Here is a 25,369-nt window from a genome sequence, read left to right on the forward strand (position 1 = left end):
AATACTATCATGAAAAAACTACTGTTAATTGTCATAACCACATTTTGCAGTATTGGCGCTTACGCCCAGGCAAACGAATTAAACTGTACCGAACAAGCACTGACCTTTAAAATAAGCCTGCCAACAGGACGCCATAATTCTTCATCTAAAATTGGCCGTTTTGATCCGGCCCAACTCTCACCTGAATTTAGATTACCGGTCAGTAATGTTGCTAAACAAACCCAACAGGAAACTAACGTTCCTTCCGGCTTTGAAAAAGCGTTAGGCCAGGCAGATGCTTATCCTTCAACAAATATCATCCTGCCTAAAAAGATGACATTTCCATACTCAAAAATAAATACTGTAACAGGTAAATTTACCTGTACAACCTATGATCATTTTAAACTATTGCCAATGCCCGTTACAGGCACTTTAACTCTGCTTTTAAACTAATCATCATTAAACATAAAAAAGCAAACCATGAAAATCAACTATTACGGTCACTCATGTTTCTCGGTGGTTGCCGGGGGTAAACACATCCTGTTTGATCCCTTTATCACAGGCAACGATTTGGCTAAAGACGTTAACATTGACGAAATTAAAGCCGATTACATTTTTGTATCGCACGGTCATTATGATCATGTTTTGGATGTTGAAACTATAGCAAACCGCACAGGGGCTATGGTTGTGGGCATTTTTGAAGTATATGACTACTTCAGCAAGAAAGGTGTTAAAAATGTGCACCCTTTAAACCCGGGCGGTAAGGTGACCTTTGATTTTGGCACTGCGAAATCGTTCATTGCCCAGCACTCGGCGAGCTTTCCGGATGGCAGCTATGCTGGTGTGGCCTGCGGTTACGCTTTAAAAACCGACGACGGTAATCTTTATTACAGCGGCGATACCGGCCTTACCCTTGATATGGAATTGGTGGCTAAGTGGGTTGATCTTGATTTCGCTGTTTTCCCGATAGGTGATGTGTTAACCATGGGTGTTGAAGATGCCATTGAAGCAGCAAAGCTGGTAAAGGCCGACAAAGTTTTAGGCGTTCACTACGACACCTTTGGCTTTATTAAAATAGATACAGCCGATGCTGTCAAACAATTTGAAGAGGCAGGATTGAAACTATTTTTACCGGCTATTGGCGAGAGCATAGATATTTGACCGGCCTAAATGTTTTGTTATCATCTGAAAGTGAAATAACAAAGCCGGAGAAGACGTACTAAGTTTTAAAAACTTCGTACGTCTGGATTTTAAGAATGCAAAAAAGGCCTGCCCCAGTAATTGGAGCAGGCCTTTTTCTTTTCAAAGCTCCCCCTTTAGGGGGCTGGGGGGCGTGGCTTTACACCAGGTTGATCTCAACGTTGATGTTACCATAAGTTAATTTAGAATATGGACATGTTTGGTGAGCTTCTTCAAGCAGTGCCTTGGCAACTTCCACATCCAGGCCTGGTAAACTTACGTTTAAACGGGCTTGCAGAAAGTAAGCACCGGTAGTGATCCCCAAATCCACTTCGGCATCAATGGCCAGTTCGGCAGGAAGTGCAATCCTTTTTTTAGCAGCAGCTATTCCGATAGCGCCTTCAAAACAAGCTGACCAGCCGGCAGCAAATAATTGTTCGGGATTAGTACCTGGTTTAGGAGTTCCCGGAGTTGAATGTTTGATGTCCAACTGGCCATCACTACTAACAGACGAACCGCCATCACGGCCGCCAACTGTACGAACTTTAGCGGTATATAATACTTTTTCGATTTTATTAGCTGAGATACTTTCGATTACCTTGATCTTATCGGTAGCTGAATTTTTAATAGTTTCCATTGTGTTGTTTATTTAAACAGTTTTTGTTTTTTGTATGCTCAAAGATACCCTGATCTCGGCCCGAGTCCTATCAGTAACTATGCGAGCCGGACATTGCATACCACGAACCGGACATTCTTTAAGCCGAAAATCCAGTCAACAAAAAGGGTTATTGAAACTTTTAATTACAATCGATAACAGATAAAGAAAACTGGCAATGTTTTACTCATAATAATTCTAAATAAATTTGGATACTACGTTTATAAACAGCATTTTTAAATAACCTTTGTTCGTAAACCAATTGAAAAAACTCATTGCCCTGATGTTGATTAGCATTCACCTGCTTAATGTGTGCGGGCATGTTGCTTTACATCAATTCCTGGTTTACAAAAGCAATAAACACTTTACCGAACAAACTGCCAAAGGCTTTTACAATGTAAATGACCTTACCGAGGTAGTTATCCCGGCTAACATGCCCGGCATAACCGACTGGAAATACTACGAGAATATCCATGGCCAGATCCAGTTTGGCAGCAACAGCTACAATTATCAAAAAATGCGCGTAACAAGGCATGCCATTTATTTAATGTGCACTCCTAACTATGCAACCACCCGCCTGGCAGATAAAAACATCCTTAATGCGAAGGATGTAAAAGAGAATCCGGTACCGCAAAAAGAGCACGTACCCTTTGGTAAAATAAATATGCAGGATAACCTCAATTTCGCTTTTGTGCACTTTGAGTTTAGTTGTCCAATAAAATATACTCAACAAATTGTTGTTCACCCGGTTCAACAGTTAATTCCTGCTCACCAGGATATCCCGGAGCAACCGCCTAAGGCCGTTTGCTAATTCCCCGCTGTTTTAATTCATTTTTTCGGGTAGCTGTTGCATTACTCTATTACTGTGTTATTATTTATTTCTGCCGATAGTTTATTCATGGCTCAAGGGCTATGATAATTACTATGTATCGATAGCAATAATAATCTCCGGACAGGTGCATCCTCTACCCAACCTACAAACATTCAACTAATTATTTTATGCCTTATATTACCCTTGAAAGCCATTTGCCGGGCATTACCGGCTTATTGGAGTATGCCAAAGAACCGGCACAACCAATCCGGAACCTTACGCAATTTCTATTGCGTTGCCCATCAACCTTATCCGAAGCGGATCGTGAGCTGATTGCCACCGTGGTATCACACAATAATCAGTGTACCTTTTGCACTACCGCGCACACCGCCGCCGCCGATCTGCTGGCTGGCGAAGCCGAAACAGCGCAAAAGGTAAAGGAAAACATTGAAACCGCTCCAGTTACCGAAAAAATGAAAGCCCTGCTTACCATTGCCAAACTAACCGCGCAAAACGGCCGAAATGTAACAACTGAAGCTGTTGACCGCGCCAAAGCCGCCGGGGCTACCGATGTCGAAATTCATGATACCGTATTAATAGCGGCCCTGTTTTGCTATTACAACCGCTATGTTGACGGACTGGCCACCGCCCTCCCAGCCGATGCCGGTTACTACAATGTACTGGCCGAACGCCTGGTTAACCATGGCTACACCCGCCTGCCGCAAGGCTATGACCATTTAAAAAAATAACCCTAATCCCTGATTTAAATTAAAACCCGATCACAATGAAAAAACTTTTATTATTTGTATTACTGTTCACATCCATAAACCTGTTTGCCCAGGAAATTAAGGTAACGGGCAACATTACCGATGCGGCTACAGGCAAACCTGTTTCGGGTGCAAGTATTTCTGTTAAAGGAAAACTTACAGGCACCACTACCGATTCAAAGGGCAATTATACTTTGAGTGCCAATAAATTAAAATTGCCCTTTACTATCGTTATATCAGCCGTAGGCTTTGAAGTGCAGGAAAGCCAGGTAACATCTGCCGATAATAACATCAGCATTAAACTAACACAAAAAGCTATTGTGCTTAACGAGGTAGTATCATCTGCCACCCGCATCAACCAAAGCATTTTACAATCGCCGGTTAGTATTGAAAAGATGAGCCTTAAGGCCATTAAAGAAAACCCTTCGTTCACTTTTTACGATGGATTGCAAAGTTTAAAAGGGCTTGAAGCTGTTACCAGCAGCTTAACTTATAAACAGATCAATACCCGTGGCTTTAACAGCACCGGCAACAGTCGTTTTTTACAACTGGTTGATGGCGTTGATAACCAAACGCCTGGCTTAAACTTTTCGGTAGGTAACCTTTTCGGTGCTTCGGATATTGATATCGAAAGCGTGGAAGTTATCCCGGGAGCTGCTTCGGCATTGTATGGCCCGGTGGCTTTTAACGGCTTACTTTCCCTTAAAACCAAGGACCCTTTCAAATACCAGGGCTTAACCGTACAAGTAAAAACCGGCCTTAACCACTTTGGCGAATCAGTTGTAAAACCACAGGGTTTGTATGATTTTGCTGCCCGTTACGCCAAGGCATTCAACGATAAATTCGCATTTAAAATCAATGCTTCATACCTCACCGGGCGCGACTGGTATGCCGATAATTATACCGATGTAAGCGCCGCCACCCCTGCTGCACAGCGAGGCCCTAACAATCCCGGCCGCGATGCGCTTAACATTTACGGCGATGAAGTTTCAAAAACCTTACCCGGCATTGGTTTGGTTTCAAGAACGGGTTATGAAGAAAAAGACCTGATGAACTATAATGTTTACAGCCTTAAACTGAACGGCGCTTTACAATACCGTTTCAGCAATAACCTGGAAGCAATTTACCAATACAACTATGGTCGCGGTACTGCAAGTTATACCGGCAGTAGTCGTTTCGACCTTAATAACTTTGTGTTACAAACGCACAGGGTTGAGCTAAAAGGCAGCAATTTCTTTATCCGTGGATATTCGGTTGGTGAAAACTCGCACGACTCATACAATACCCGCTCACTGGCACAGTTCATCAACCGCGACTGGGTGAAAGACCTGAACGGTAATACAGTAACACCTGATAAAGCAGATGATACCTGGTTTACCCGCTATGCCGCGGCATTTAACGGAACGGTAAGCGGTGTTACCCCCAATAGCAATTCTGCTGCAAGAACATTTGCCGATCAGGGCCGGTTTTTACCGGGCACCTCAGCGTTTAACGCTGCCAAAGATGCATCAATCCACAATTATGGCTTAAGCGGTGCAGGTGTTTTCAGTAACAGTAAATTTTATCATGCCGAAGGTCAGTATGATTTTACCAGTGCCATAAAAGTATTTGAACTTTTAGCAGGCGGCAGTTTCCGCGATTACAGGATGTTTACGAATGGCAGCTTGTTTGATGATAAAGATAAGCCTATAACTATCAAAGAATATGGCTCGTTTTTGCAGGCAGCTAAAAAGCTTTTTGATGATAACCTGAAACTGACAGCCTCTATCCGTTACGATAAAAACGAGAACTTTAAAGGAAGCTTCACTCCTCGCTTTTCTGCAGTGTATACCGTTGATAAAACCTCCAACTTCAGGGCATCATACCAAACCGGTTTCAGGAACCCAACTCCTGTTGATCAGTTCATTCACCTTAACGTAGGGCCTATCACCATTTTGGGCGGTGCACCTAATAACAGCAAAGGTTTAAATGTTTACGAAAATTCATTCACCTCATCATCGGTAAGTGCTTTTGGCGCAGCGTTTGGCAAGGCCGTACAAAGCGGTACACCTTTTCCGCAAGCTGTTGAACAAAATAAAGGCTTGCTTCAAAAAGCCAGTGTAGCCTATATCAAACCCGAGCAGCAAAAAGCATTCGAGCTTGGTTACAAAGGCCTGATTATGGATAAACTATTAATTGATGTAAACTACTATTATAGCAGCTACAACAATTTCATCCTCAACACTGTGGTTATCCAGCCTGAAAATACCATCCTTGGTTCTGATGGTAAAGTAACCACAGCCGCTGCATCTGATATCCCCGGCGGCAAGGTGCATGCGTTCCAGTTGTATACCAACGCGCCCGATAAAGTATCGGCCCAGGGAGCAAGCGCAGGTTTAACTTACCTGCTCAATGGCGGTTACGCTGTGGGTGGTAACGCTACTTTATCTGTATTTAACCTTCGCAATGCCAATCCTAATAACATTGCGGCATTTAACACACCCAAATGGAGCACCAACGCCACATTTGGCAACAGCAACGTGATCAATGATTTTGGCTTCAATGCGGCATGGCACTGGCAAACCGCTTATGACTGGTATGGTACTTTCAATGGTACCCGTCCGGGTCGTGTTGATGCCTACTCAGTTGTGGATTTGCAGGTGAGCAAAAAGCTGCCAAAGATCAAATCAACTATTAAACTGGGGGGCAGCAACATCTTTAACAACCGTATTTACCAGTCATACGGCTCGCCGGCAATTGGCGCCATTTATTATGTATCAATAGTATTTGATGATCTTTTAAAATAAACAACATGAGCACTTTAACAATTGATGGTCAGGTTGCAAAACCTCAAACAAGCCTCAGCGCCACCTATAAGGTGGTGCTGTTCGCGATCTGTTTTCTTAGTACTGCCCTGGGTGGCTCCGTGTCAACACTGATGTCGGTTTACCTGCCCGTTGTAGTAAAAGACTTGCAGGGCACTGTGCCTGCCGATGAGATCAACGCCATCAGCGGGTATATCAACGCCATCTTCATTTTTGGATGGGCCTTTGGCGGCTTTACCTGGGGCGTTATCAGTGATAAAATGGGGCGTAAAAAAGCCTTGCTGCTCGCTATTGGCAGTTATGGTATATTTACCATTTTAACAGGGTTGATGCCAACCTGGTGGGGCGTGCTGCTTTGCCGCTTTTTCAGCGGTTTTGGCGTAGGAGGTGTTTTGGTAACCTCCATAACCCTGGTAAGCGAAGTTTGGCCTGCCAAAAGCAAGGCGGTGATCATAGGCATTCTTTCTATTGCCTTTCCGGTAGGTATTTTCTCCGCCGGGCTCATCAACCTCATTGTATCATCATGGCGGTCGGGCTTTTTAGTTGGGGTAATTCCTCTTACCCTGGCCTTGATAGGCGCGCTGGTTTTGAACGAATCTGAAAACTGGCTCAACTATCGCAATGATATCGCTAACCGCGAAAATCCGTTAAATAAGCTGCTTTCTAAAAACCACCGCCGTGAGCTTATTGTAGGTTCATTAACCTTTGGCACTATGCTGATAGGTTTATGGGCGATATTTTCATGGCTGCCTACCTGGGTACAAAGTTTAATTACCGACCATGATGCCGCTAAAGAACGTGGCCTGAGCATGATGTGTATGGGGATGGGTGGTTTAACGGGCGGTTTCTTTTCAGGCTGGCTGGTTAATCTGTTATCCATCAGGCGCTCAATGGTGATCTGTTTCGCGGTTTGCGCGGGCATGTCATTCATCCTGTTTAAAACCAACACCACATTCAGTGCAGCAGTTTACATCGAGATCATCATACTCGCCTTATTCTTTGGCGCAAGCCAGGGCGTATTATCAGCCTATATCCCGCAATTATTTTCAACCGGCATCAGGGCAACAGCTACGGGCTTTTGCTTCAATATAGGGCGTATATTTACAGCTACAGCCGTATTGTTTGTAGGTGTGTTGGTATCAACACTGGGTGGATATGGAAACGCACTGGTTATCTTTTCACTGGTGTTTGTGATAGGATTGCTTGTAGTATTATTTGTACGGGAAAAAGCAAAAGACACGAAGCTAAAAGCTTAAAGCCGAAGGCTAAAAGCGAAATAATAATTCAAATCAATAATTCACTAATTAAGAAAATCACTAATTAAAAAGTATGGCACACATTAATGTACCCGAAGGCGTTCCGGGCATCCGTTCGCTGGTAATGTTCAGGCCCGAAACCGGTCAGTATTTGTATGAACTGGCCGAAGTACTATTACGTGGAGAATCAACCCTTAGTCCGGCCGACCGCGAGCTAATAGCTGCTTATGTATCATACCGTAACAACTGTACGTTTTGCTACAGCAGTCATGCTGCCGCTGCCCGTTGCCTGTATGAGGATGATGCCCTCATTGTTGACGAAGTACTACGCAACATGACCGAAGCGCCCATCAACGCCAAGCTAAAAGCCTTGTTAAATATTGCTGGCAAAGTGCAGATCCTGGGCACAGAAGTAAAGCAGGAAGATGTTGATGCGGCACGAGAGCAGGGAGCTACCGATCGCGAGATCCACGATGCTGTATTGATAGCCGCAGCATTCAGCATGTTTAACCGTTATGTAGATGGGCTTGCAAGCCTTACCCCTACCGACCCGGAAGCTTATGCCGAAATGGGGAAACGCATGGCGAAAGGTTATGTATTACCCCAACCACAGCATTAATTTAAAACCTGATATTATGGCACATATTGAATTAAATAATGATTTGCCCGGCATCCGCGGCCTCATGTTTTATAGTCCGGAAACAGAAGCCCCGTTAAACGCCCTTGCCGAACAGTTGCTTCGAGATGATAACAATTCCTTATCGCGCGGCGAACGGGAACTGATAGCTACCTACGTATCTTATCTAAACGATTGTTTCTTTTGTCAGAATGTGCACGGCGCAGTAGCCGGGCACTACCTCGGCTGCAATATTGATGAGATAGATGCTATCAAAGTAAATTTTTCTGCAACCGATCTATCACCAAAGATCAAAACACTGTTAGCCATTGCCGGTAGTGTACAAAAAGGCGGCAAACATGTAACCACCGAACAAATTGAAGCAGCCCGCGCCGAAGGTGCTGACGATAAGGAGATCCATGATACTGTATTGATCGCTGCTGCTTTTTGCATGTTTAACCGCTATGTTGATGGTCTCGGAACCTGGGCACCGCAAGACAGGCAGATCTATATCGACCGTGCACCCGAGCGTGCCGAAGTTGGCTATATATCAAGCATTTTCAAAAAAGCTTAATACCTACTGCTTTATCACACCTGTAGCCCGGAGTTTTTAACTTCGGGCTGTTTTTTTATGTCTCTTTTGTCATTTCGACCGTAGGGAGAAATCTTATACGCCCTGCTCTGCGGACTTTGTATAACGCTTAGCAGGGCGTACAAGATTTCTCTTTCGCCCCGGCGCTTATACCGACCCATGCTCCATCGAAATGACAAAAACAAAAATAATTATTCTATTTAAACACCACCCTGCTCCCCTCGCTATGAGCATTAAATTCCGGCGCGTACATACATTGAATACTGGTAATCCCTGTTGAAAAATTACCCGGTTGAGCCACCCTCAGTTCATATTCAAACACATAACTGCCTTTGTTTAAATAGCTGATGAAAAAGTTGGTAGCCACATCTTTAGTTACCTGATAATAGGATAAACCATCCTGGTATTTATATTCGGATAAAACTGATACTGGCTCTGTACCGGCCGGGCGAAGATCTTTAAGCTGCACATATTCATAGTCGCGACCGGCCTTCAGGTACACCACCACTTTGAGCAGGTTACCGGTTTTAGGCTGATGAGCTGCATCAACCTCCTGCAATACAGGGCCCGTGTCTGTTTGTTTTTTGATGAAGTATTTACGCTCAAGATGGATATCTGTTGATGAAGGTGTGATCTTATCCATCTGCTCCAGGCACTGCCAGTACATTGCGCCATAGCTGACAGATTTCCCATTATTTTTGATCGCTACCTTGCCTAATGAAGGCCTTATCTGCTCATCAATCCAACTGGTTTTGATATAACCTGTACCTGCATCTGCTTTAATATCTGGTTTTAGTTCGGCAAGAGGCTTATTATCCAGCTTAATTTCAGATGCAACTCCGGCCTTCAGCCAGTCCTCCTGTTTTAATAACAAGGCATACACAGCTGCGGCGGTTGCTTTGGTAGTTTTCCAGTTGTTGGTTTGCTTGTTGCGCATCAGCCAGATCTTCATTTCCTCAACAGCTTTATCATTGCCGCCTGTTTCGGTAAACAGCTCGATCATTAAACTCTGCGTTTCAATTGGCGACTGGTACCAATAATAACCCACGATGTTTTTGCCCCAGTACATGCCCATCTCATCCGAAGTTTGAGCAGTCTCTTTCAGCGATTTGATGATGGCTTTTGTAATCAACGGCTTTCCGTTGCGCAACATGGTGAGGGCTATCATCCCCTGTTCATAAATACTTTGTGTTACCCACTGATCTTCGGCACGTTTCAGATAATTATTGGAGATAGATTTTAGTACCGGCTCCATGGCTTTATCGGTATAATAACTCCGCACATACCACGCATGAACCTCATTATAACCAATATCTCTTGACTGATAGTTCTTTTGTTTTTTTTCCTCTTTATCCTCCCTTATCAATTCATTATCCATGTAATTCAGGGCTTTATCGGCAATATCCTTTAAAGTTTGATCATTGGCGGTAGCTATCTTCAGGTGATTAAGCTGCCCGATTCCCTCCAAAACATGGCGGCTGATATAGTCATCGGCATAAGTACCGCCAAACCACGGGAAAGCCCCGTTTGGCAATTGCTTCTGCTTCAGCTTATCCAGATTGGCCTTCATCTCGTAGCTCATTCTATTGAGGTCGAACAACTGGGCTATCCTTTTCTTTTGTTCCGATTCGCTAAGGGCATCCTGTAGCCAGGGAGTTTCCTCAAGCAGGGTGGTTTTCAACTCCTGGTTCTTTTCAAGGTTTGAGAGCAGTTCTTTACTATCGCTATTTTTCCATTGATCAAATACCTGTTTGATAAGCGGCATTTTACTGATCAAATCTGTCGACAGGCTATTGGCATAGTAACGACTAAATAATTGTTCCGAGCACTCATAAGGAAACTCCATCATGTATGGGATAGCCTGCACCGCATACCAGGCTGGGTTTTGACTATACTCCAGCGTGAGTGTTTTACTTTTTAGCGTAGTGCTGTTGTTGTTAATCAGTTTATCAAAGTTGAAATTTTTGCTTTGGCCTGCCCGCACCATCATCGGCATACTTTCGGTAACCAACAGGCGGTTTGGCAACACCAGAATGGTATTTTCCTCGCCATCGCTGTATTTACCCGCATCGGCGGTTAGGCGGTAAGTAAGCGCATCCAATCCGGACGGAATAACCAGTTTAAAAGAAACCGATTGGGTTGCCGAAGCATTGATCTCAAACTTTTGCTGTGCATCGCCTTTGTTCACCAATAAAGAAACAGGTTGCATATTGATCCCATTAAACATTTGCAACTCAACTTCTCCCTTTAACGGTTCTGTATTTAAATTGGCCAGCCTTGCTGATACGGTTACGGTATCACCTTCCCGTAAAAACCGCGGCATGTTTGCGTTTATGCTCAATTGTTTTTGCGTAACTACTTCGCCTTCTAAATATCCAAGCTGCAATTGCTTGTTGTGTGCAAAAGCCCTGAATTTCCATTTGGTAAGTGCCTCTGGCATGGTGAATTCTATCAGTACCTGCCCCTTTTCATCAGTGCGAAGCTGGGGGTAAAAGAAAGCAGTTTCGTTGAAGTTTTTGCGGGTGGTGATGGGTTTAGCAACTCCATAGCCAATTGATAAAAACTCACTATCATACTTCGCACCTAGTTTGAAGGCCTTTTCCCGCAAAGGCATGTTATAACCGTATTGATTGGGCTGTGCTGCATCATAAGCAACTTGTAATCCAGGGGTTCTCCCTTGCAGCGCTCTAACTACATTAGGCTCACTTTCAAAAACCTGTTTCACATCGCTATTACCTACCGGTTCATCAATCCTGATCTCATTGAGAACATCTGCTGCCATTGATTGCGACCCATAATCATAAACTATAAACTCTTTTCCATTAACGTTTGTTCGTGTTGACTTTTCAAAATTCATCCTCACATACCCGTTTGCGGCTGGGCTAACATATTTCATAACTAAATGCTGACCGCTAAATATCAATGTGGCATTTCGCGGCACCCTAATCTTATAAAAGCCAAGGGAGTTGGATAGTGTACTAATGCTTGTTCCTTTAATTGCAATTTTCACACCGGACAGCGGTATATTAAATTCATTAAGAACCCTGCCGCTTACTACTGAGCCATTTTTTATAAGTACAGAATTTTTAACAAACATGGCCTCAATCCGCTGATCCTTAGCCGATCCTTTTTTATATTCTTTTACTGATTCGATATAGGTATTATAAACATAATTATCGCCACCAAAATAATTGTAGCCAAACCAGTTTAGGGTTTCATAATTAAAATGCAACAGGCGCATATCATAATATGGGGGCCCATTAAAAGCCGATGTGCCAATAGCCCTAACAAATTCATCATAAGTTTGCCATGCAAAATATTCAGGATTATAGCCATAGGTTGGCAATTGCTGATCCCAGTTTTGGGGCGTCGCTACATCATCAAGCGAGGCATCATACATACCGGCCAGCAGTTCGGCCTGTTGCTTCTCTTTACCCGGTGCCGATACCTGTACTTTCCATTGTTCTTTTTCACCGGGCTGTAACTTGTTTCTAAAAGTGAGGAAACGGATATTCAGTGCCGTAGTAGTATCTCTTATTTTGATCTGCTTATAGTAACGGTACAATCGGTTATCATTCAGCATTAAAAACTGCACCGCGAAATTATTTTTAGCGGTAGCAGGCACTGCTATTTTCAAACTTTGCTGCTGATCGCCGCCAACGGTAAGCCATTGGGATGAAAGCATTTTAGCACCTTCGTATTTTTCAACCAGTACCTGGCTTTCCCTGTTTACACCCAGCCAAAATTCAGCTGCTTCGCCCCCCTTGTTTATTTCATCGTTAATCGTAGTTAACCAGCTATCCATATCAGGCGCTTTACCCGGATCAGCATGAAGCTTAATGAAATAAGTTCGTGATGTAGTATCGCCTTTGCTGCTTTTTGCATTTATAACCAGTTTATAAACCCCGGTGAGCTGCTGTTTCAAGGAGGTTAAATCAAGCTGGCTGCTTGTGGTATCGTTAACTTTTATATCGGCATCAATAACTGTTTTATTTATTTGCCAGGTATTGCGGTCATCTTCAGTTTTATAGGCATATGCGGCAAACAGCTTTTTAAACTCATCTGCGTTCATTAAATATTGGTCTGGCGCTTCCCATAACCGCTTTTTAAATCCACCGCCGGGCTGGTTTAACGAGTAAACTTTTACATTCAGCACGCCGCTTTGTGACTGCCCGTTTATATTGCTAAGCTTTACCGGTAACACGATTTTATCTTTTGCTGATAGCTGTTCAGGTATCGATACATCCAGGTCAAGCACGTTATTACTTACTTTTACAACCGTAGTTGCCGATTGTGTTTCACCGCTCCCGTCGGTTACATCGGCAGTAATGTTGTAATTGTACATATCCGGCAGTTTTCCATTACCCGGCGAAGCTTTAAAAGCAAACCGAAATTCGCCATTAGCGCTGGTCTTAATTGTATCTGAGGCTATTTCAGCATTACCCGAATTATTGTAGTAATCATCTCCTCTCATTTTCAAATAATAAGGCCGGTAAGAAGGAGTTCGTTTAACATGATAAGCAACATTAGCACCTGAAAGCCCATACCCCGAAAACGCGGTAACTTTCCCGCTTATATGAACCGAGTCATTAAACCGGTAAGCTTCCTTAACCGGCGAAAATGTTACCTGGAACGTTGGTCGTTTATATTCCTCTATACGAATCAATGCCGAACCATGATCTGTAGTCACGAACATCATGCCACCAAGGGTTTGCTGAGGTATAATAAATGAACCGATTACCGTACCATATTCATTGGTTTTAAGGTTTAGGCTACCTTGTTTTTGCCTGTTGACATCAAATAAGCTAATAATAACCTGCTCATTAGGTACAATGGTGCTTTTATTATTAAAAGTGCTTATTTGTAAGCCTTTAAAATAAACCGTTTGCCCCGGGCGATAGATCTGCCTGTCGGTAAATAAAATGGTATGTTCAATAGGCTTAGCTATGGGCTGCGAAGTTTCCATGACCCCGCTTACGTAGTTATTTTTACTCACGAATTTATCACCGGCAGTAGCAAGGTCTACATTGTAATAATTCCCCCGGCATGTAAAAGTGAATAAACCGTTGGCATCCGAAATACCGTTACTAATAGGGTTTTTTAATGTTTTTCCATTATAATTATAGGTATTGTATACATTAATCTTTACCCCACTTAATGGTTTACCGCTATCACGATCAAGCACCCTTACTTCCTTTACACCGTCGGGCCTTTGCCTGGTAACATAAGCTAAACCGCTTACCCTGAAACGCGCCAACCCCGCTAACCACGATTTTTCTGATGAAGCATCATCAACTGCAATGATGTAATTACCTGGCTGCAGTGGGGATATTTTAAACTCGGTTCGGTGGGTTTTGTAATCATGCAGATCGGGCAGTGAAAGATCGCCGGTTTCAACAGGTTTTAATTTATTTACAAAATCATATACCTTCTTCGTGATGATCAACTCCTCCCCTTCATCCTGCTGACCATCGCTTTTAAGCTGGTTTAATTGCACATCGGTAATATTGTAAACAGCAAATTTTGCCTGTTTAACATTACCATATTGCAAACTGGCCAGCAAAGGTTTGCCGGGGGCATATACTTCTTCAACCTGGGCCGATAAAACCTTCCTTTCTATTTGTCGGATGTAAACAGCCGCGTTTTTGCCGCTTATGCTATTAGGAAACAACTCTTTAGCTTTTTCATAGTAACCGTGTGCAATTACAAGACTATCAAGCTGCTGATAATAAAGACCTGTAAGCACCAAAGCTTCTGCACTTATCGGTTTTGCAGCATAATCGGATGCTATCTCTTTTAATCCAAGCAGGTATAATGAATCTGCATTGCTTAAAGTAGATTTTTCATGCAAAAACCTGAGCCGTCTCAGTTCAAGATCAGCAAGGGCCTCATCGTTATTTTGGCGCAGATGAAATGCCGTTGCATGCTGTAGCAATTTAATACCCCGATACCATGTTGAGGCGGTGTCGGTAGTGCTGATATTCATCTTAACAAATGAGCGGGCGTCACTAAAAAAGGTAGGATCATTTAAGGAGAAAGCCATTTTAGGCTTGATGATCACCGGTTCATCCGCCAGGAAAAACTCAAATGCACGCTGCACCAGCAGGTCGTACAGCATAGGCCGCAGGTAGCGGACGGTTTTATCGCCTTTTAAAACCCCGTCAAGCACACTAATTGGCGTGGCTTGCTCTTCTTTAGCATTGGCAAGTGAAAGCTGGTAAAGGTTGCCGGTTTCGGAGATAATAGTTTGCAGGTCCCATTGGGTATAGTCATCACCATGTTTTTCAACACGGCTTCGCTGGCTGTATTGGTAACGGTTTTGCTGATAATAATTCCAATACATTTCGGCCAGCATTGATTGTAATACCGGCTTTACAGGGTAGTGTGCTTTATCAATATCAGTTTTTAGCCTGGCGATAATAGCCACCAATGCAGCTTCTTCAATGTACGATTGAAAGGTCATCCGGTAAATCACCGCGTGGACCTGCTGCGGGGCATTCTTTTCATCATGCGCCAGTTTATCAAGCTTATCAACCTCTTTCAAAGCCGATTTGGGCAAACCTACTGCTGCTAATGAATCGATCCGGAAACTGAGTGCATCGTATTTATTTTGTGCCGATACTGTCTTAACAGAAAAAAGAAGGCTTAAAATAAGCAGGCACTTCAATGTTTTGGCAAGTTGTGATAACATGCTGGATAGTGGTTTTGGTTGATGCTTAAACGGTGAAACAAGATAGAAAATATTCACAGGCTAAAATTTAGTGTTTTTTAACAGTTGTTTTTCTCGCAGAGGCGCAAAGCCGCAAAGCATGCATCCATTAGCGCCTTTGCGGCTTCGCGTGAAACCTATTGTTCAATATTAAGATGTGGATTACATTCATTTTCCATAAATAAATTTTCAGTCCTCATAACCAGCCAATTGAAACAGTAATATTACTTTGTAAATTAATTTAATAAGTTAATTTTAATCATGCTAACCACCACTTATAAACCAATTAAAACCCTGCTGCTCACAGCACTCATTGGTCTGCAAGGCTTGCAAAGCAAGGCCCAAACCAAGCCCGGCACAACCGAAATAACCAAATGGCAATACGGCAAAACCGGCGCTGTTTCTCTTACTTATGATGACGGCTCCATGAACCAGTTCAGAAAAGCCCTGCCTGTAATGGAACGCCTTAAAATGCCGGCCACCTTTTTCATTATTACCGGCTCTATTCCCGGCTCTAAATATCATGGCAAGTTTATCGGTCGCCCGGTAAAGGAGCTCATTAAGGAATCGGCAACGGTACCTACTAACGATCAGAACTTTTTTGAACGGTGCTCAGCTGCGGGATACCTGGGTTATATGGGCACAATCGCTTCGCATACCCAAGCAGGTAGTTTGTACGACAGCGGCAAAAAAGAAAAGGCTTTTAAGGTGCTGGATGATATCTATGCTAAAGCCCGCAACGGCGAATTGAAACCGGGCTACGAACCAAATGATGAATTTAAACAGTCTGTAGGTTCAACATGGGATGATTTCAGGAAGGATGCCGCCAAAGGTTATGAGTTTGCCAGTCACTCCATTACCCACCCCAGCATGCCCGGGCTTGATGAGCCAAACCTGCTTTGGGAACTGGAAAAAAGCAAGGCAGATATTCTCGCCCAGCTTGGCCCCAAACATACGTTTTCGGCAGAGTGCCCTTACGGTTTTGAAAACGACAGGGTGATGAGTTATGCACTCAAAATTTACCCGGCCCTGCGTAACCGCATGCCCGAACCCTGGTTAAAAGAGATTGACAGGGCCAGCAAGCAAACACCCGGCTCGACAGATAAAGATTATATTCAATGGCAGCGCGGTGCAACAACCAAAACACCGCTGCCTATGATGAAGCTTTGGGTTGATACTACACTTAACCATACCAATACCTGGCTGGTGCTCGTTTTCCACGGCATCGATGGCATGGGCTACGAGGCGTTGCCGAGCACCCTACTCGATGAATATTTCCAATACATCAAAAGCAAAAACGATAAGCTTTGGGTAGCCACTTTTGGCGATGTAACCCGCTACATACGCGAGCGTGAGCACGGCAAAGCCAACGCTTCAACGGCAGGAAACACGATACAGGTTAAGGTAAGCCATAGCCTCGATGGCAAAATGTATTATCTGCCGGTAACACTCAAGACCTACGTATCAACCGGGTGGACAAACGTCACCGTTACACAGGGCAAGAAAAGCAAAAAGGTAAGATCTGCCAAAGATGACCAGGGCACTTATGTACTATACCAGGCTCAGCCAAATGAAGCGGTAGTGACACTAAAAAAAGGATAATCCGGATTGAATAATTTATTTCGTGCTGAAGTAAAGCTTACATAACTCCAGCTTGCTTCAGCACAAAATAGGTGTTACTTTCAGTTCAACTGCAAGGTTTGCGGGCCAAACTCTTCAAAATGGATCAATTGTTTATCGATATCTTTCTTAACCAGTTCGCGGTAATGCAGCTCAATAAACCCGGCGGGGCCGCAAATGTAATACTCGGTATTTGGCTCAAATATATCATCGCTTAGTTGGTTTAGGTCAACCCAGCCGGTATATAAATTATCGGCTACTCCTTCTTCAACTTCGCTATAGAAAATGTGCTTTTTAACCTCTTCGTTTTTACCTTCCCAGTGTTCAATAACCTCTTTAAAGGCATGAACATTTTTATCACGACAACCGTGGATCCAGGTTTTTGGTCGCTTACTGCCGCTTTTGATCAGGCTTTCCATCATGCTCATCAACGGGGTTTGACCAACGCCGCCGCTGATAAAAACTATCGGATGGTCGCCGTCACCGCTTAGCGTAAAGCCGCCTGCAGGTGCCGATACCTCGATGATATCACCTTCGTTAACAAAATTATGCAGGTGGTTGCTGATCATGCCATCGGCAAGCAGCTCCGTTCCGGCTTCACGTTTAACTGAAATGCGGTAATACTCGCCGTTTGGCGCGCTCGAAATACTGTACTGACGAGGCTGCAACAAATTAAGTTCAGGTAAAAACAAACGCACACTTAAAAACTGACCGGGAGTAAAATCAGGCACCGCGCAGCCATGTGTAGGATAAAGGTAAAACGAAGTGATCTCTGCCGATTCCTTTACTTTTTGCTTTACGACAAATGGCCTCCAGCCTGTCCAACCACCCTTTTTTGCTACCTGTTTACTGTATAAATTTTGCTCATGACCAGCCATAATAGCCGCCAGCTGATTGTAAGCAACCGTCCAGGCTTCCAGTAACTCAGGTGTAGCAGCATCACCCAATACCTCACTTATTGAAGCAATAAGGTGTCCGCCAACAATAGCATAATGCTCGGGCCTGATATCCAAACTTGTATGTTTTTGACCAATGCCGTCAAGTACAGGCATCAACACTCCCGGATTCTCAATATGTTCGGCATAGGCCAGTACGGCCATAGCCAGTGCTGTTTGTTGTTTGCTGTTTTGCTGATTGCCCATGTTAAACACATTTTTAAGCTCGGGGTTGTGGGTAAACATCCGGTTGTAAAAATGAGTTGTTAACAATACTCCATGCTCCTTCAATACAGGCACCGTGGCCTTAACCAGCTCTTTTTGTTCTTTAGTAATCATCGTATTTACAGTATATATTTATAATTAATTGCTGTGCCTGTTTATCCCTGTATTAAAAGACAAATACTATCCTCGAGGGCCTGCAGGCTGTGCAGCACGTTTATTGGTATTTCAAAATCAGCATCGCGCTTTAAATCAACCGAGCGTTCATGTTCGTTATACAACACGTTCCCCTCGGTAACTATCAGCGTGGCAGGTACGGCGGTTTTATGTTCTTTTAAAACTGCTCCTTTTTTCAGGCCGATAACCATCATTTTATAGCTATTGCCTTGCTTTAATATTTTGACTACCGGGCCTGTAGCCAATGCCATTTGCGCCCGCACTTGTTCTATGATCATATTAATTAATGTAAATATTATCCGGCTCCAGGTATTTGATCTGCGCACCGTTGGCCAGCACAATCCAGGCCTTAAAATCTTCTATTATTTTAAGCATATGCTGCTCATTGGCCGGGATCAGGAAAGTTTCACCTTTGCTCAATTCATAGGTTTCGCCGGCATAAATGAGTAGCGCGTTCCCGTCTTCCACAATCAGGTAAGCATCTGATGTGGCTATGTGCCTTTTCATATTAGCTCCGGCTGTAAGTTCAATTTTAACTACCTGGAAGTGCTCGTTTGTTTGAAGCTGTTTCATAACATTTGATTTTTCTTGTGTTGATAGCTTTTTTTAATTCCCTCCCCTGGGAGGGTGCGGTTGGTAAGTGCAGTGGCAGGGAGGGGTTTATGCGCTTTGCTTGCTGATGGGCTTCCTAATGCCCCCCTACCCCCTCCCAGGGGAGGGAATCGCCCATCCCATTGCTCGAAAAAACATCTATTTAGCGGCATCCACTACATGATAACCCTGCCCGCCCCACCTTTCATGTTGGCCAGCTTACTCATAAACATTACGGCCATCAGGTTCGCCCTGTTCTTGGCATCATCAGCCATCGGACCGGCAAAGTGATCATCAACTGTTTGGATAAACAGTTCCAGCCAGCGGTTAAAATGGTCATCACTAATAGGCAGCGGCGCATGTTTAGCAAATGGATTACCCTTAAACCCCGGCACACCAAACAGAGCAGCATTCCAGAAAGCGTACATTTTATCAAGGTGCGGCTGCCAGTCGTCTTTTATAACGTCGGCAAAAACGGGTCCCAATAAACCGTCAAGCCGCACTCTGGTATAAAATTCATCAACCAGTATTTTAATTGATGTTATGTCTTGTATATCGTTCATTTTTTGTCTGTTCAGTTATTCGTGGGACAGATCACTACTATTGCAACTGTCACAATTATTATTTTCATTAAACACAGAGGCCTGATTGAGCCTAAATAAGTTTGTCATCCTGAGCGATAGCGAAGGATCTTCTTCAATATGCAAAGTAGCTATACAGAGCGAAGAAGATGCTTCGTACCTCAGCATGACAAAGGCTCCTTAACCTCTAACCTCCAATCACTAACCTCTCCCCCTACAGCTTCACCGCAAGCGATGTAATAACGAAATACCCCGTCCATGCTACAAACAAAACTATTCCCACCACCACCCACCACGGGATACTTTGCGGAGTTTCGCTGCCCGCCAGCATAAAGGTTTTCTGATCACCTTTACCGTAGGCGTTGATCATCAGCGGCAATACTCCTTCCACAATCTCATCTTTCTTCAAACCCTCAATAGCTATCGCCGGACCATTACGCACCACAAAAGGGATCAGCTTAATACCCTCCTTGCCCTGGTGATCTTTACTTACTACTTTCAGCACATGGTTGCCATCGGTCAGTTTGCGGGTATCCAGGTCAAAGGTTACCGGCGCCGGGAATTCCCCTATCGGCTTCAGGTCCTCGTCAATAAATAAGGTTACAAAACTTTGATCTCTCATGGCTTCAGGTCGTTTAAAATCATCCGTTTAATATGTTCCTGGTTCTTTTCGCCGGGTTTTATAAAGCATTTGATGGTTGCTATAAGCACGTACAGCGTAATCACTACCATTACCAATACAATAAGGTAATCCCAGTTGCTATCGGGACCTGCCCCATGGGTTATGCCGCCGAAACCGGCGGGTTGTTGCTTTTTACAGGCCTCGCAAGCCATGACATCCAGCTTAAGGATGAGCATGAGCAGCAGTATGATATATTTTTTCATTTTGTGAGGAGCTTGATTTTACTTTTTAGCAATTGCGGTTTCGGGTTTATCAAATGAGGCTATGATCTTTTTCACATCATCGGCTGTCACCTTTTTAGAGCTATTCCCCCAGCTACTACGTTCATGATTTACGATGGCTGCCACTTCTTCTGGTTTGAGGTTGTTATTAGTTCCAACAGCAGGCATTACACCGTAACCCTCGCTTGCGCGGCCATTATAGCCCTTCATGATAATAGTTACCTGTACCTCGGGGCTATCGTCAAGCACCACTTTGCTACCTTTTAGCGCAGGGAATGCGCCAACCAGGCCTTCGCCATTTCCCTGATGGCACGACTGGCAATTGGTGGCGTAAAGTGCAGCCCCATCAAATTGTGGTTTGGCGGCTGCGGCTTTGCCCGGAGTTGTAGTAGCAGTCTTTTCAGCCTCGCTTTTGCCATACAGGAATATCGGTACCGGCTTACCATCGGGCAGGGTAATTTCTTTTAACGAGCGCAGGTAAGCTACCAGCGCCACTGCTTTGTGCGATGCCACAATTTTGCCGGTTATACCCCTTTTAAAATCATCGGGCACATTCACCACCACATCATTTGGCCAGTCATAATCCTTGATATCAAACAGCCACTCATATGACGGCATTACTGACTCCGCCACCACCGAACGCGGGTTAAATAGATGCAGGTAATGCCAGTCGTTACTTGGCTGCCGGGTGCCTACATTGGTTAAATCGGGGCCGGTACGCTCAGAGCCCATGAGGGTGGCTGTGTTGCGCCAAACATCAGTACGGGTAATATTGGCATAATCGGCTGCAATGTTTGGACGAGCGCCCCAAACTTTATCCATCTCTACATTACGTACCTGCTGGGTGTGGCAGGCTACACATCCTTCGGCAATAAACACTGCCTTGCCTTCGGTTTCAAGGCGCGTTAATGGTTTACTGCCTGGCAACGGGGCATTATTATTCTGACTGGTGAATGCAGGTCCTATCGCCACAAAAAATGTGAGCAGCAGGAAAAAGCATAACGCGGCAGTAAAAAGTTTTTTATGATTGTTATAGATTTCCATAGTGATCAGATTTCGGCGTTAACGGGTATAGTATCTAACTTCTCAAAAACTTCCTTCCTGATATCAGGATCGCTTTTATGGCCCGAAAACATCACATAAATGTTCCAGGCGAACACCAGGTGCGATGCCCACATCAGCGAACCACCAATGGCGCGCCACAGCCAGTAAGGAGCCATCAGCACCACGCCATCAATAAATGGCTTTCCATCACGCCAGGCTATCCCTTTAAGGGTACCGCCTATCATGAGCGGGATGGTGTAAAACAATACGCCTATCAGCGCCATCCAAAAATGAGCGCCAACAAGGCCCTGTTTAGGCTCGTTACCGGTAAGCCTCGGCACTATGGTATAGATGCACGCCCAAAGCATAAAAGCTATGATGCCGTACATGGTGAGGTGTGAGTGGGCCACCGTAAAATCTGTAAAATGCCAAATGAGGTTGGTTTCCCTGAAAGCTTCGGCCGTGCCCTGTGTTGAGCCGGTGAAGTAGAACAGGATACCAACAATATAGAATGGCAGTGTATAGCTCCGGCCTATCTTATTAAAATTGCCCCTGAAGGTCATGATAAAATTGGTGGTGCCCGAAAACACCGGGATCAACATCCCCATACTGCCTACTATAGCTACTGTTTGCAACCACCATGGTATCGAACTGAAAATAAAGTGATGCGTGCCTATCAGTGTATAAAACAAAATCTGCGACCAAAACGCCAGGATCCCTAAACTATAGGAGTAAATTGGTGTATTCAACTGTTGCGGCAAAAAGTAATAAACCAGCCCCAGGTTAAAGAACATAAACCACATGCCTACGGCCTGGTGCATGTAATAACCCTGTACAATGGTTTCGCCAAGGCCATCCTGGTAAAAAGGCAGATAACCAACGGTTACGATCACCGTTAAAAACATCATAGCCGAAACAATGTACCAGTTGGAGATATAGATCTCTTTGGTTTTACGCTGCGCTATGGTTTGAATATAATTGACTAAACTTACCACAATACCGCCGGCAAAAAGCGCCATAACCGGCCAAATATATTCACGGTATTCGCCGCCGCCATTATTGATGCCGGCCATCAGCATACCGCTGCCTATCACAATTGCGGCATTCATGAGTATCAGCGAGTAATACCCCCTTTTTATACTGTAAACTACTGTATTGCTAACTGTACTAACAACGTAGTAACCAAGACCTAACATTGCCATTGACGACCAGCCCCAGAAAACCATATTGGTATGCACCGGTCTTAAGCGACCGAAACTCAGCCAGCTGATATGGTCGGCATCCGGTGATACAAATTTGATACCGATATACTCGCCTACCGAAGTACCCAGCACCAACCAAAAAGCTGCGCTGCCCAGGTACCACATAATCAATTTTACCAGTTTAGGATCGGTCTGGTGCTTATGCGCCGCTTTGCGCTTGGAAGCAAAAAACCGCGGACCATGAACCTCATCAACATTGAGCAGGATGCCTTTTGAATCTTCAGGTTCAATTGTACCGGCAAGTTCATTGTTGGTTAAATGGTAATCAAGCGCTTGTTTACGCTTAATCAGTTCTTCATATACCGCGTCATCGGTATCAACGGCTTCTGCCAGTTCCCGGGTTTCTTTTTTTACGCGGCTGTAGCGGCTTTTAGCGGCCACATTACGGATTTTTAGCCCTATCAAAAAAACCGTAACCACCAGCGGAATAAAGATCAGCGTAAGCATGATGATCATACCCGGGCTGGTTAAAACATTTTTGCTTTCGGCCGGTGTTTGCGCCTGGGTAGCTAACGATGAAAGCACCAGCAATAACACCATAACAGCGGTAAAGCCGTTATTGCCGCCCTTTACTTTATTGATCGTTTTTTTACGGTGGTTCCTGCGGCTGATCAGCTGATCAAGCTGCCGGCTGTCCAGGCTGTTTATTTGCCTGAAGATCCATTTATCGCCATTTCTTTCGCGCGCTGCTTCATCCTCTTTAAGGCCGCGTGCAAGGCGGGTAAGCCAAAGCAGCAGCAACAGTAAAAAGAAAATTGTAATTGCAATAATGATGCATATGCCGGTATTAAAAGCGGGGTCGGGCTTTAATACATCGGCTGCATAGGCCGCTGTGCCGGGGGTAAGCAGCAGCATGCCTATAAGGCTGAAGATTAAGTAGATTTTGAGTTTCATATAAAATATATTAATACCTTTTTATCTTTTTATTTATTTGTTTCGGTACACTCTATAATTTAATTCATTAAACATTGGGATCATTTGACCGCGCCTTTAACCTTTTTGGCGGATCGGGTTATTTTTTAAGTACTACAATTCCCAGATTCAGATCTTCGTTGAACTGGCCTATGGTGATAGATTCAAGCATGCTTTGCAAACGGTTCCTTACATCTAAAAAATCATGGTGAAGCGGGCAGGGATTTTTTGATGAGCATTCCTTTAATCCTAAACCGCAATCCCTGAATATGCCTCCGCCATCAACAGCTTCTATTACATCCGACAGCGGGCGGGACAGGCTTTGCGCATCCAGGTAAAAACCGCCGTTAGGCCCTTTTACCGATTGAATGATACCTCTTTTACTCAGATCCTGAAGGATCTTGGCCAGGAAATGCTCGGGCGAATCAATGTTTACGGCTATTTCCTTTATGCCTACCCTGCTGCCATCGGCGGTGTGCTGAGCTATAAAAAATACCGCCCTTACCGCATACTCACATGTTTTTGAAAATATTCCCATTGCTTTATAAAGCAAAAGTAGTTATTTAGATCAATAATAAAAGACATTTTTATCTTTTATTATTTCCTTACCTGGATATGCCTTTTTAAGCCATCAATTTTACCGCCTCCTGCCCGGTGTTATTAAATTTATTTTGCTGACTAAGCGGCAAGCTAAAAGAAAATACAGCCCCGCCGTTTTTCCCATTTTCGGCCTTCACCGTACCGCCGTGTTTTTGGATAATATTTTTCACAATGTATAAACCGAGGCCCTTACTGTTTTTTTGCCTTACCGATTTTTGGTTGCACTGGTAAAACTTCTGGAACAGCGCCTGGCTATTTTCTTCATTAATACCTACGCCCTCGTCATGAACCGATACTTCAACATCATTTTCATTGCGGTCGATATTTATGTTGATGTGCGAGCATGGCGGCGAAAATTTGGCTGCGTTGGTTAAGTAATTGATGAGTACCTGCGTGATCTTATATTTATCCCCCCTAACCAAAATACTATCGGCAGTTGGATATTTACAAAAGCGGTGACCAGGATAAAGGATCCTCATTTCACCAAGCACAGTATCAACCAGGTCATTAACATCAAACAAGCTAAAATTGAACTGTGCCGATTTGTCGTCGCTGGTTGATGGTGATAAATATTCATCAACAAGTTTGGTCATGCCGTTAATATGCTGATCAACCATGTTCAACAACCTTACCGGCTGTTTATTGATGCTGTGTGCAAGGTGATTGATCAAAAACTGGGTATTAAGCTTAATAATAGTTAAAGGTGCTCGCAGCTCGTGGTTTACAATGGCCATACTCAGGCATTCTTCGTTAACTTTTTGGGTAACATCTTCAATGGTGCCAATCATTTGCTCGGCAGTGCCCCACCTGCGTGAGTATAAAACCCCGGTTAGCTGAATCCATTTTTCGGAACCATTGGGCGTTACAATTTGTACCTGTTTTTCAAATTTGGTACCATTAAAACAAGCAACCTTAAACTCATGGACAAGCCCGCTCACCTGAGCAGGCTTAACCAGTCCAAAAAGTTCTTCAATTTTTTCGTCATATCCTTTTGATAGTTCAAGGATCTTGCGCATCCGCGGGCAAAAAGATACTTTATTTGATTTGAGCTGAATTTTCCAGTTACCTATATACGCCGCTCCTATGGTATGTTCAGGTATTACACCTGCCCTGCTTTCCATATTTCTGATTTCCCTGTTCATTTGGATATGTTT

At 44.0% G+C, this 25,369-nt stretch carries 21 protein-coding genes; 9 read left to right on the forward strand and 12 right to left on the reverse strand.

The window, feature by feature from the left end:
* Positions 1 to 9 precede the first annotated feature (9 nt).
* Both AC1DUD_RS06485 and AC1DUD_RS06490 read left to right on the forward strand, forming a co-directional pair.
* Complete coding sequence (locus AC1DUD_RS06485) at positions 10 to 432, forward strand: hypothetical protein (protein WP_477372774.1); 423 nt, start codon at positions 10 to 12, stop codon at positions 430 to 432.
* Between the two features lie 27 nt (positions 433 to 459).
* The gene (locus tag AC1DUD_RS06490; RefSeq protein ID WP_477372776.1) at positions 460 to 1,140 is read left to right on the forward strand and encodes a metal-dependent hydrolase; all 681 of its coding nucleotides are present in this window, start codon (positions 460 to 462) and stop codon (positions 1,138 to 1,140) included.
* A 178-nt stretch (positions 1,141 to 1,318) separates the two neighbouring features.
* Here AC1DUD_RS06490 and AC1DUD_RS06495 read toward each other — a convergent pair whose 3' ends face one another.
* On the reverse strand, positions 1,319 to 1,795 hold the full coding sequence (locus tag AC1DUD_RS06495; RefSeq protein WP_477372778.1) for an organic hydroperoxide resistance protein: 477 nt from the start codon (positions 1,793 to 1,795) through the stop codon (positions 1,319 to 1,321).
* A 280-nt stretch (positions 1,796 to 2,075) separates the two neighbouring features.
* Here AC1DUD_RS06495 and AC1DUD_RS06500 point away from each other — a divergent pair, with 280 nt between their 5' ends.
* From AC1DUD_RS06500 to AC1DUD_RS06525, 6 genes are all read left to right on the forward strand, one after another.
* On the forward strand, positions 2,076 to 2,624 hold the full coding sequence (locus AC1DUD_RS06500; protein WP_477372780.1) for a hypothetical protein: 549 nt from the start codon (positions 2,076 to 2,078) through the stop codon (positions 2,622 to 2,624).
* A 188-nt stretch (positions 2,625 to 2,812) separates the two neighbouring features.
* Positions 2,813 to 3,373: a carboxymuconolactone decarboxylase family protein gene (locus AC1DUD_RS06505; protein ID WP_477372782.1), complete on the forward strand. Its 561-nt coding sequence runs from the start codon at positions 2,813 to 2,815 to the stop codon at positions 3,371 to 3,373.
* 35 nt (positions 3,374 to 3,408) lie between these two features.
* Positions 3,409 to 6,177 carry a TonB-dependent receptor gene (locus AC1DUD_RS06510; RefSeq protein ID WP_477372784.1) on the forward strand — a complete coding sequence of 923 codons (2,769 nt, stop codon included), beginning with the start codon at positions 3,409 to 3,411 and terminating at the stop codon, positions 6,175 to 6,177.
* A 5-nt stretch (positions 6,178 to 6,182) separates the two neighbouring features.
* A complete protein-coding gene (locus AC1DUD_RS06515; RefSeq protein WP_477372786.1) occupies positions 6,183 to 7,451 on the forward strand; it encodes an MFS transporter in 1,269 nt (422 codons plus the stop codon).
* A gap of 73 nt (positions 7,452 to 7,524) precedes the next feature.
* Positions 7,525 to 8,070, forward strand: coding sequence for a carboxymuconolactone decarboxylase family protein (locus AC1DUD_RS06520; protein WP_477372788.1), 546 nt, complete (start codon positions 7,525 to 7,527; stop codon positions 8,068 to 8,070).
* Between the two features lie 16 nt (positions 8,071 to 8,086).
* Positions 8,087 to 8,641 carry a carboxymuconolactone decarboxylase family protein gene (locus AC1DUD_RS06525; RefSeq protein ID WP_477372790.1) on the forward strand — a complete coding sequence of 185 codons (555 nt, stop codon included), beginning with the start codon at positions 8,087 to 8,089 and terminating at the stop codon, positions 8,639 to 8,641.
* A gap of 214 nt (positions 8,642 to 8,855) precedes the next feature.
* Here the strand turns inward: AC1DUD_RS06525 and AC1DUD_RS06530 are convergent, their stop codons facing one another.
* Positions 8,856 to 15,350, reverse strand: coding sequence for an alpha-2-macroglobulin family protein (locus AC1DUD_RS06530; RefSeq protein WP_477372792.1), 6,495 nt, complete (start codon positions 15,348 to 15,350; stop codon positions 8,856 to 8,858).
* 279 nt (positions 15,351 to 15,629) lie between these two features.
* Here AC1DUD_RS06530 and AC1DUD_RS06535 point away from each other — a divergent pair, with 279 nt between their 5' ends.
* Positions 15,630 to 16,970, forward strand: coding sequence for a polysaccharide deacetylase family protein (locus AC1DUD_RS06535; protein WP_477372794.1), 1,341 nt, complete (start codon positions 15,630 to 15,632; stop codon positions 16,968 to 16,970).
* 80 nt (positions 16,971 to 17,050) lie between these two features.
* On the opposite strand, the gene hmpA is transcribed toward AC1DUD_RS06535, so the two are convergent.
* From hmpA to AC1DUD_RS06585, 10 genes are all read right to left on the reverse strand, one after another.
* On the reverse strand, positions 17,051 to 18,262 hold the full coding sequence (hmpA, locus tag AC1DUD_RS06540; RefSeq protein ID WP_477372796.1) for an NO-inducible flavohemoprotein: 1,212 nt from the start codon (positions 18,260 to 18,262) through the stop codon (positions 17,051 to 17,053).
* 41 nt (positions 18,263 to 18,303) lie between these two features.
* The gene (locus AC1DUD_RS06545) at positions 18,304 to 18,600 is read right to left on the reverse strand and encodes a cupin domain-containing protein (protein ID WP_477372798.1); all 297 of its coding nucleotides are present in this window, start codon (positions 18,598 to 18,600) and stop codon (positions 18,304 to 18,306) included.
* 1 nt (position 18,601) lies between these two features.
* Entirely contained in the window at positions 18,602 to 18,895 is a 294-nt protein-coding gene (locus AC1DUD_RS06550) for a cupin domain-containing protein (RefSeq protein ID WP_477372800.1), read from the reverse strand.
* 194 nt (positions 18,896 to 19,089) lie between these two features.
* Positions 19,090 to 19,476, reverse strand: a complete 387-nt coding sequence (locus AC1DUD_RS06555; RefSeq protein ID WP_477372802.1) for a group III truncated hemoglobin — start codon at positions 19,474 to 19,476, stop codon at positions 19,090 to 19,092.
* A gap of 232 nt (positions 19,477 to 19,708) precedes the next feature.
* Positions 19,709 to 20,116 carry a cytochrome C gene (locus tag AC1DUD_RS06560; protein ID WP_477372804.1) on the reverse strand — a complete coding sequence of 136 codons (408 nt, stop codon included), beginning with the start codon at positions 20,114 to 20,116 and terminating at the stop codon, positions 19,709 to 19,711.
* Positions 20,113 to 20,379, reverse strand: coding sequence for a hypothetical protein (locus AC1DUD_RS06565; RefSeq protein ID WP_477372806.1), 267 nt, complete (start codon positions 20,377 to 20,379; stop codon positions 20,113 to 20,115). The genes AC1DUD_RS06560 and AC1DUD_RS06565 overlap by 4 nt, the downstream gene beginning before the upstream one ends.
* An 18-nt stretch (positions 20,380 to 20,397) precedes the next feature.
* A complete protein-coding gene (locus AC1DUD_RS06570; RefSeq protein ID WP_477372808.1) occupies positions 20,398 to 21,441 on the reverse strand; it encodes a cbb3-type cytochrome c oxidase subunit II in 1,044 nt (347 codons plus the stop codon).
* Positions 21,442 to 21,446: 5 nt separating this feature from the next.
* Positions 21,447 to 23,597, reverse strand: coding sequence for a cbb3-type cytochrome c oxidase subunit I (locus tag AC1DUD_RS06575; protein WP_477372810.1), 2,151 nt, complete (start codon positions 23,595 to 23,597; stop codon positions 21,447 to 21,449).
* Between the two features lie 118 nt (positions 23,598 to 23,715).
* On the reverse strand, positions 23,716 to 24,153 hold the full coding sequence (locus AC1DUD_RS06580) for an RrF2 family transcriptional regulator (protein ID WP_477372812.1): 438 nt from the start codon (positions 24,151 to 24,153) through the stop codon (positions 23,716 to 23,718).
* An 85-nt stretch (positions 24,154 to 24,238) separates the two neighbouring features.
* Positions 24,239 to 25,357, reverse strand: coding sequence for a PAS domain-containing sensor histidine kinase (locus tag AC1DUD_RS06585; RefSeq protein WP_477372814.1), 1,119 nt, complete (start codon positions 25,355 to 25,357; stop codon positions 24,239 to 24,241).
* Positions 25,358 to 25,369: the final 12 nt, after the last annotated feature.

This window comes from Mucilaginibacter sp. P4_A11, from assembly GCF_056402535.1.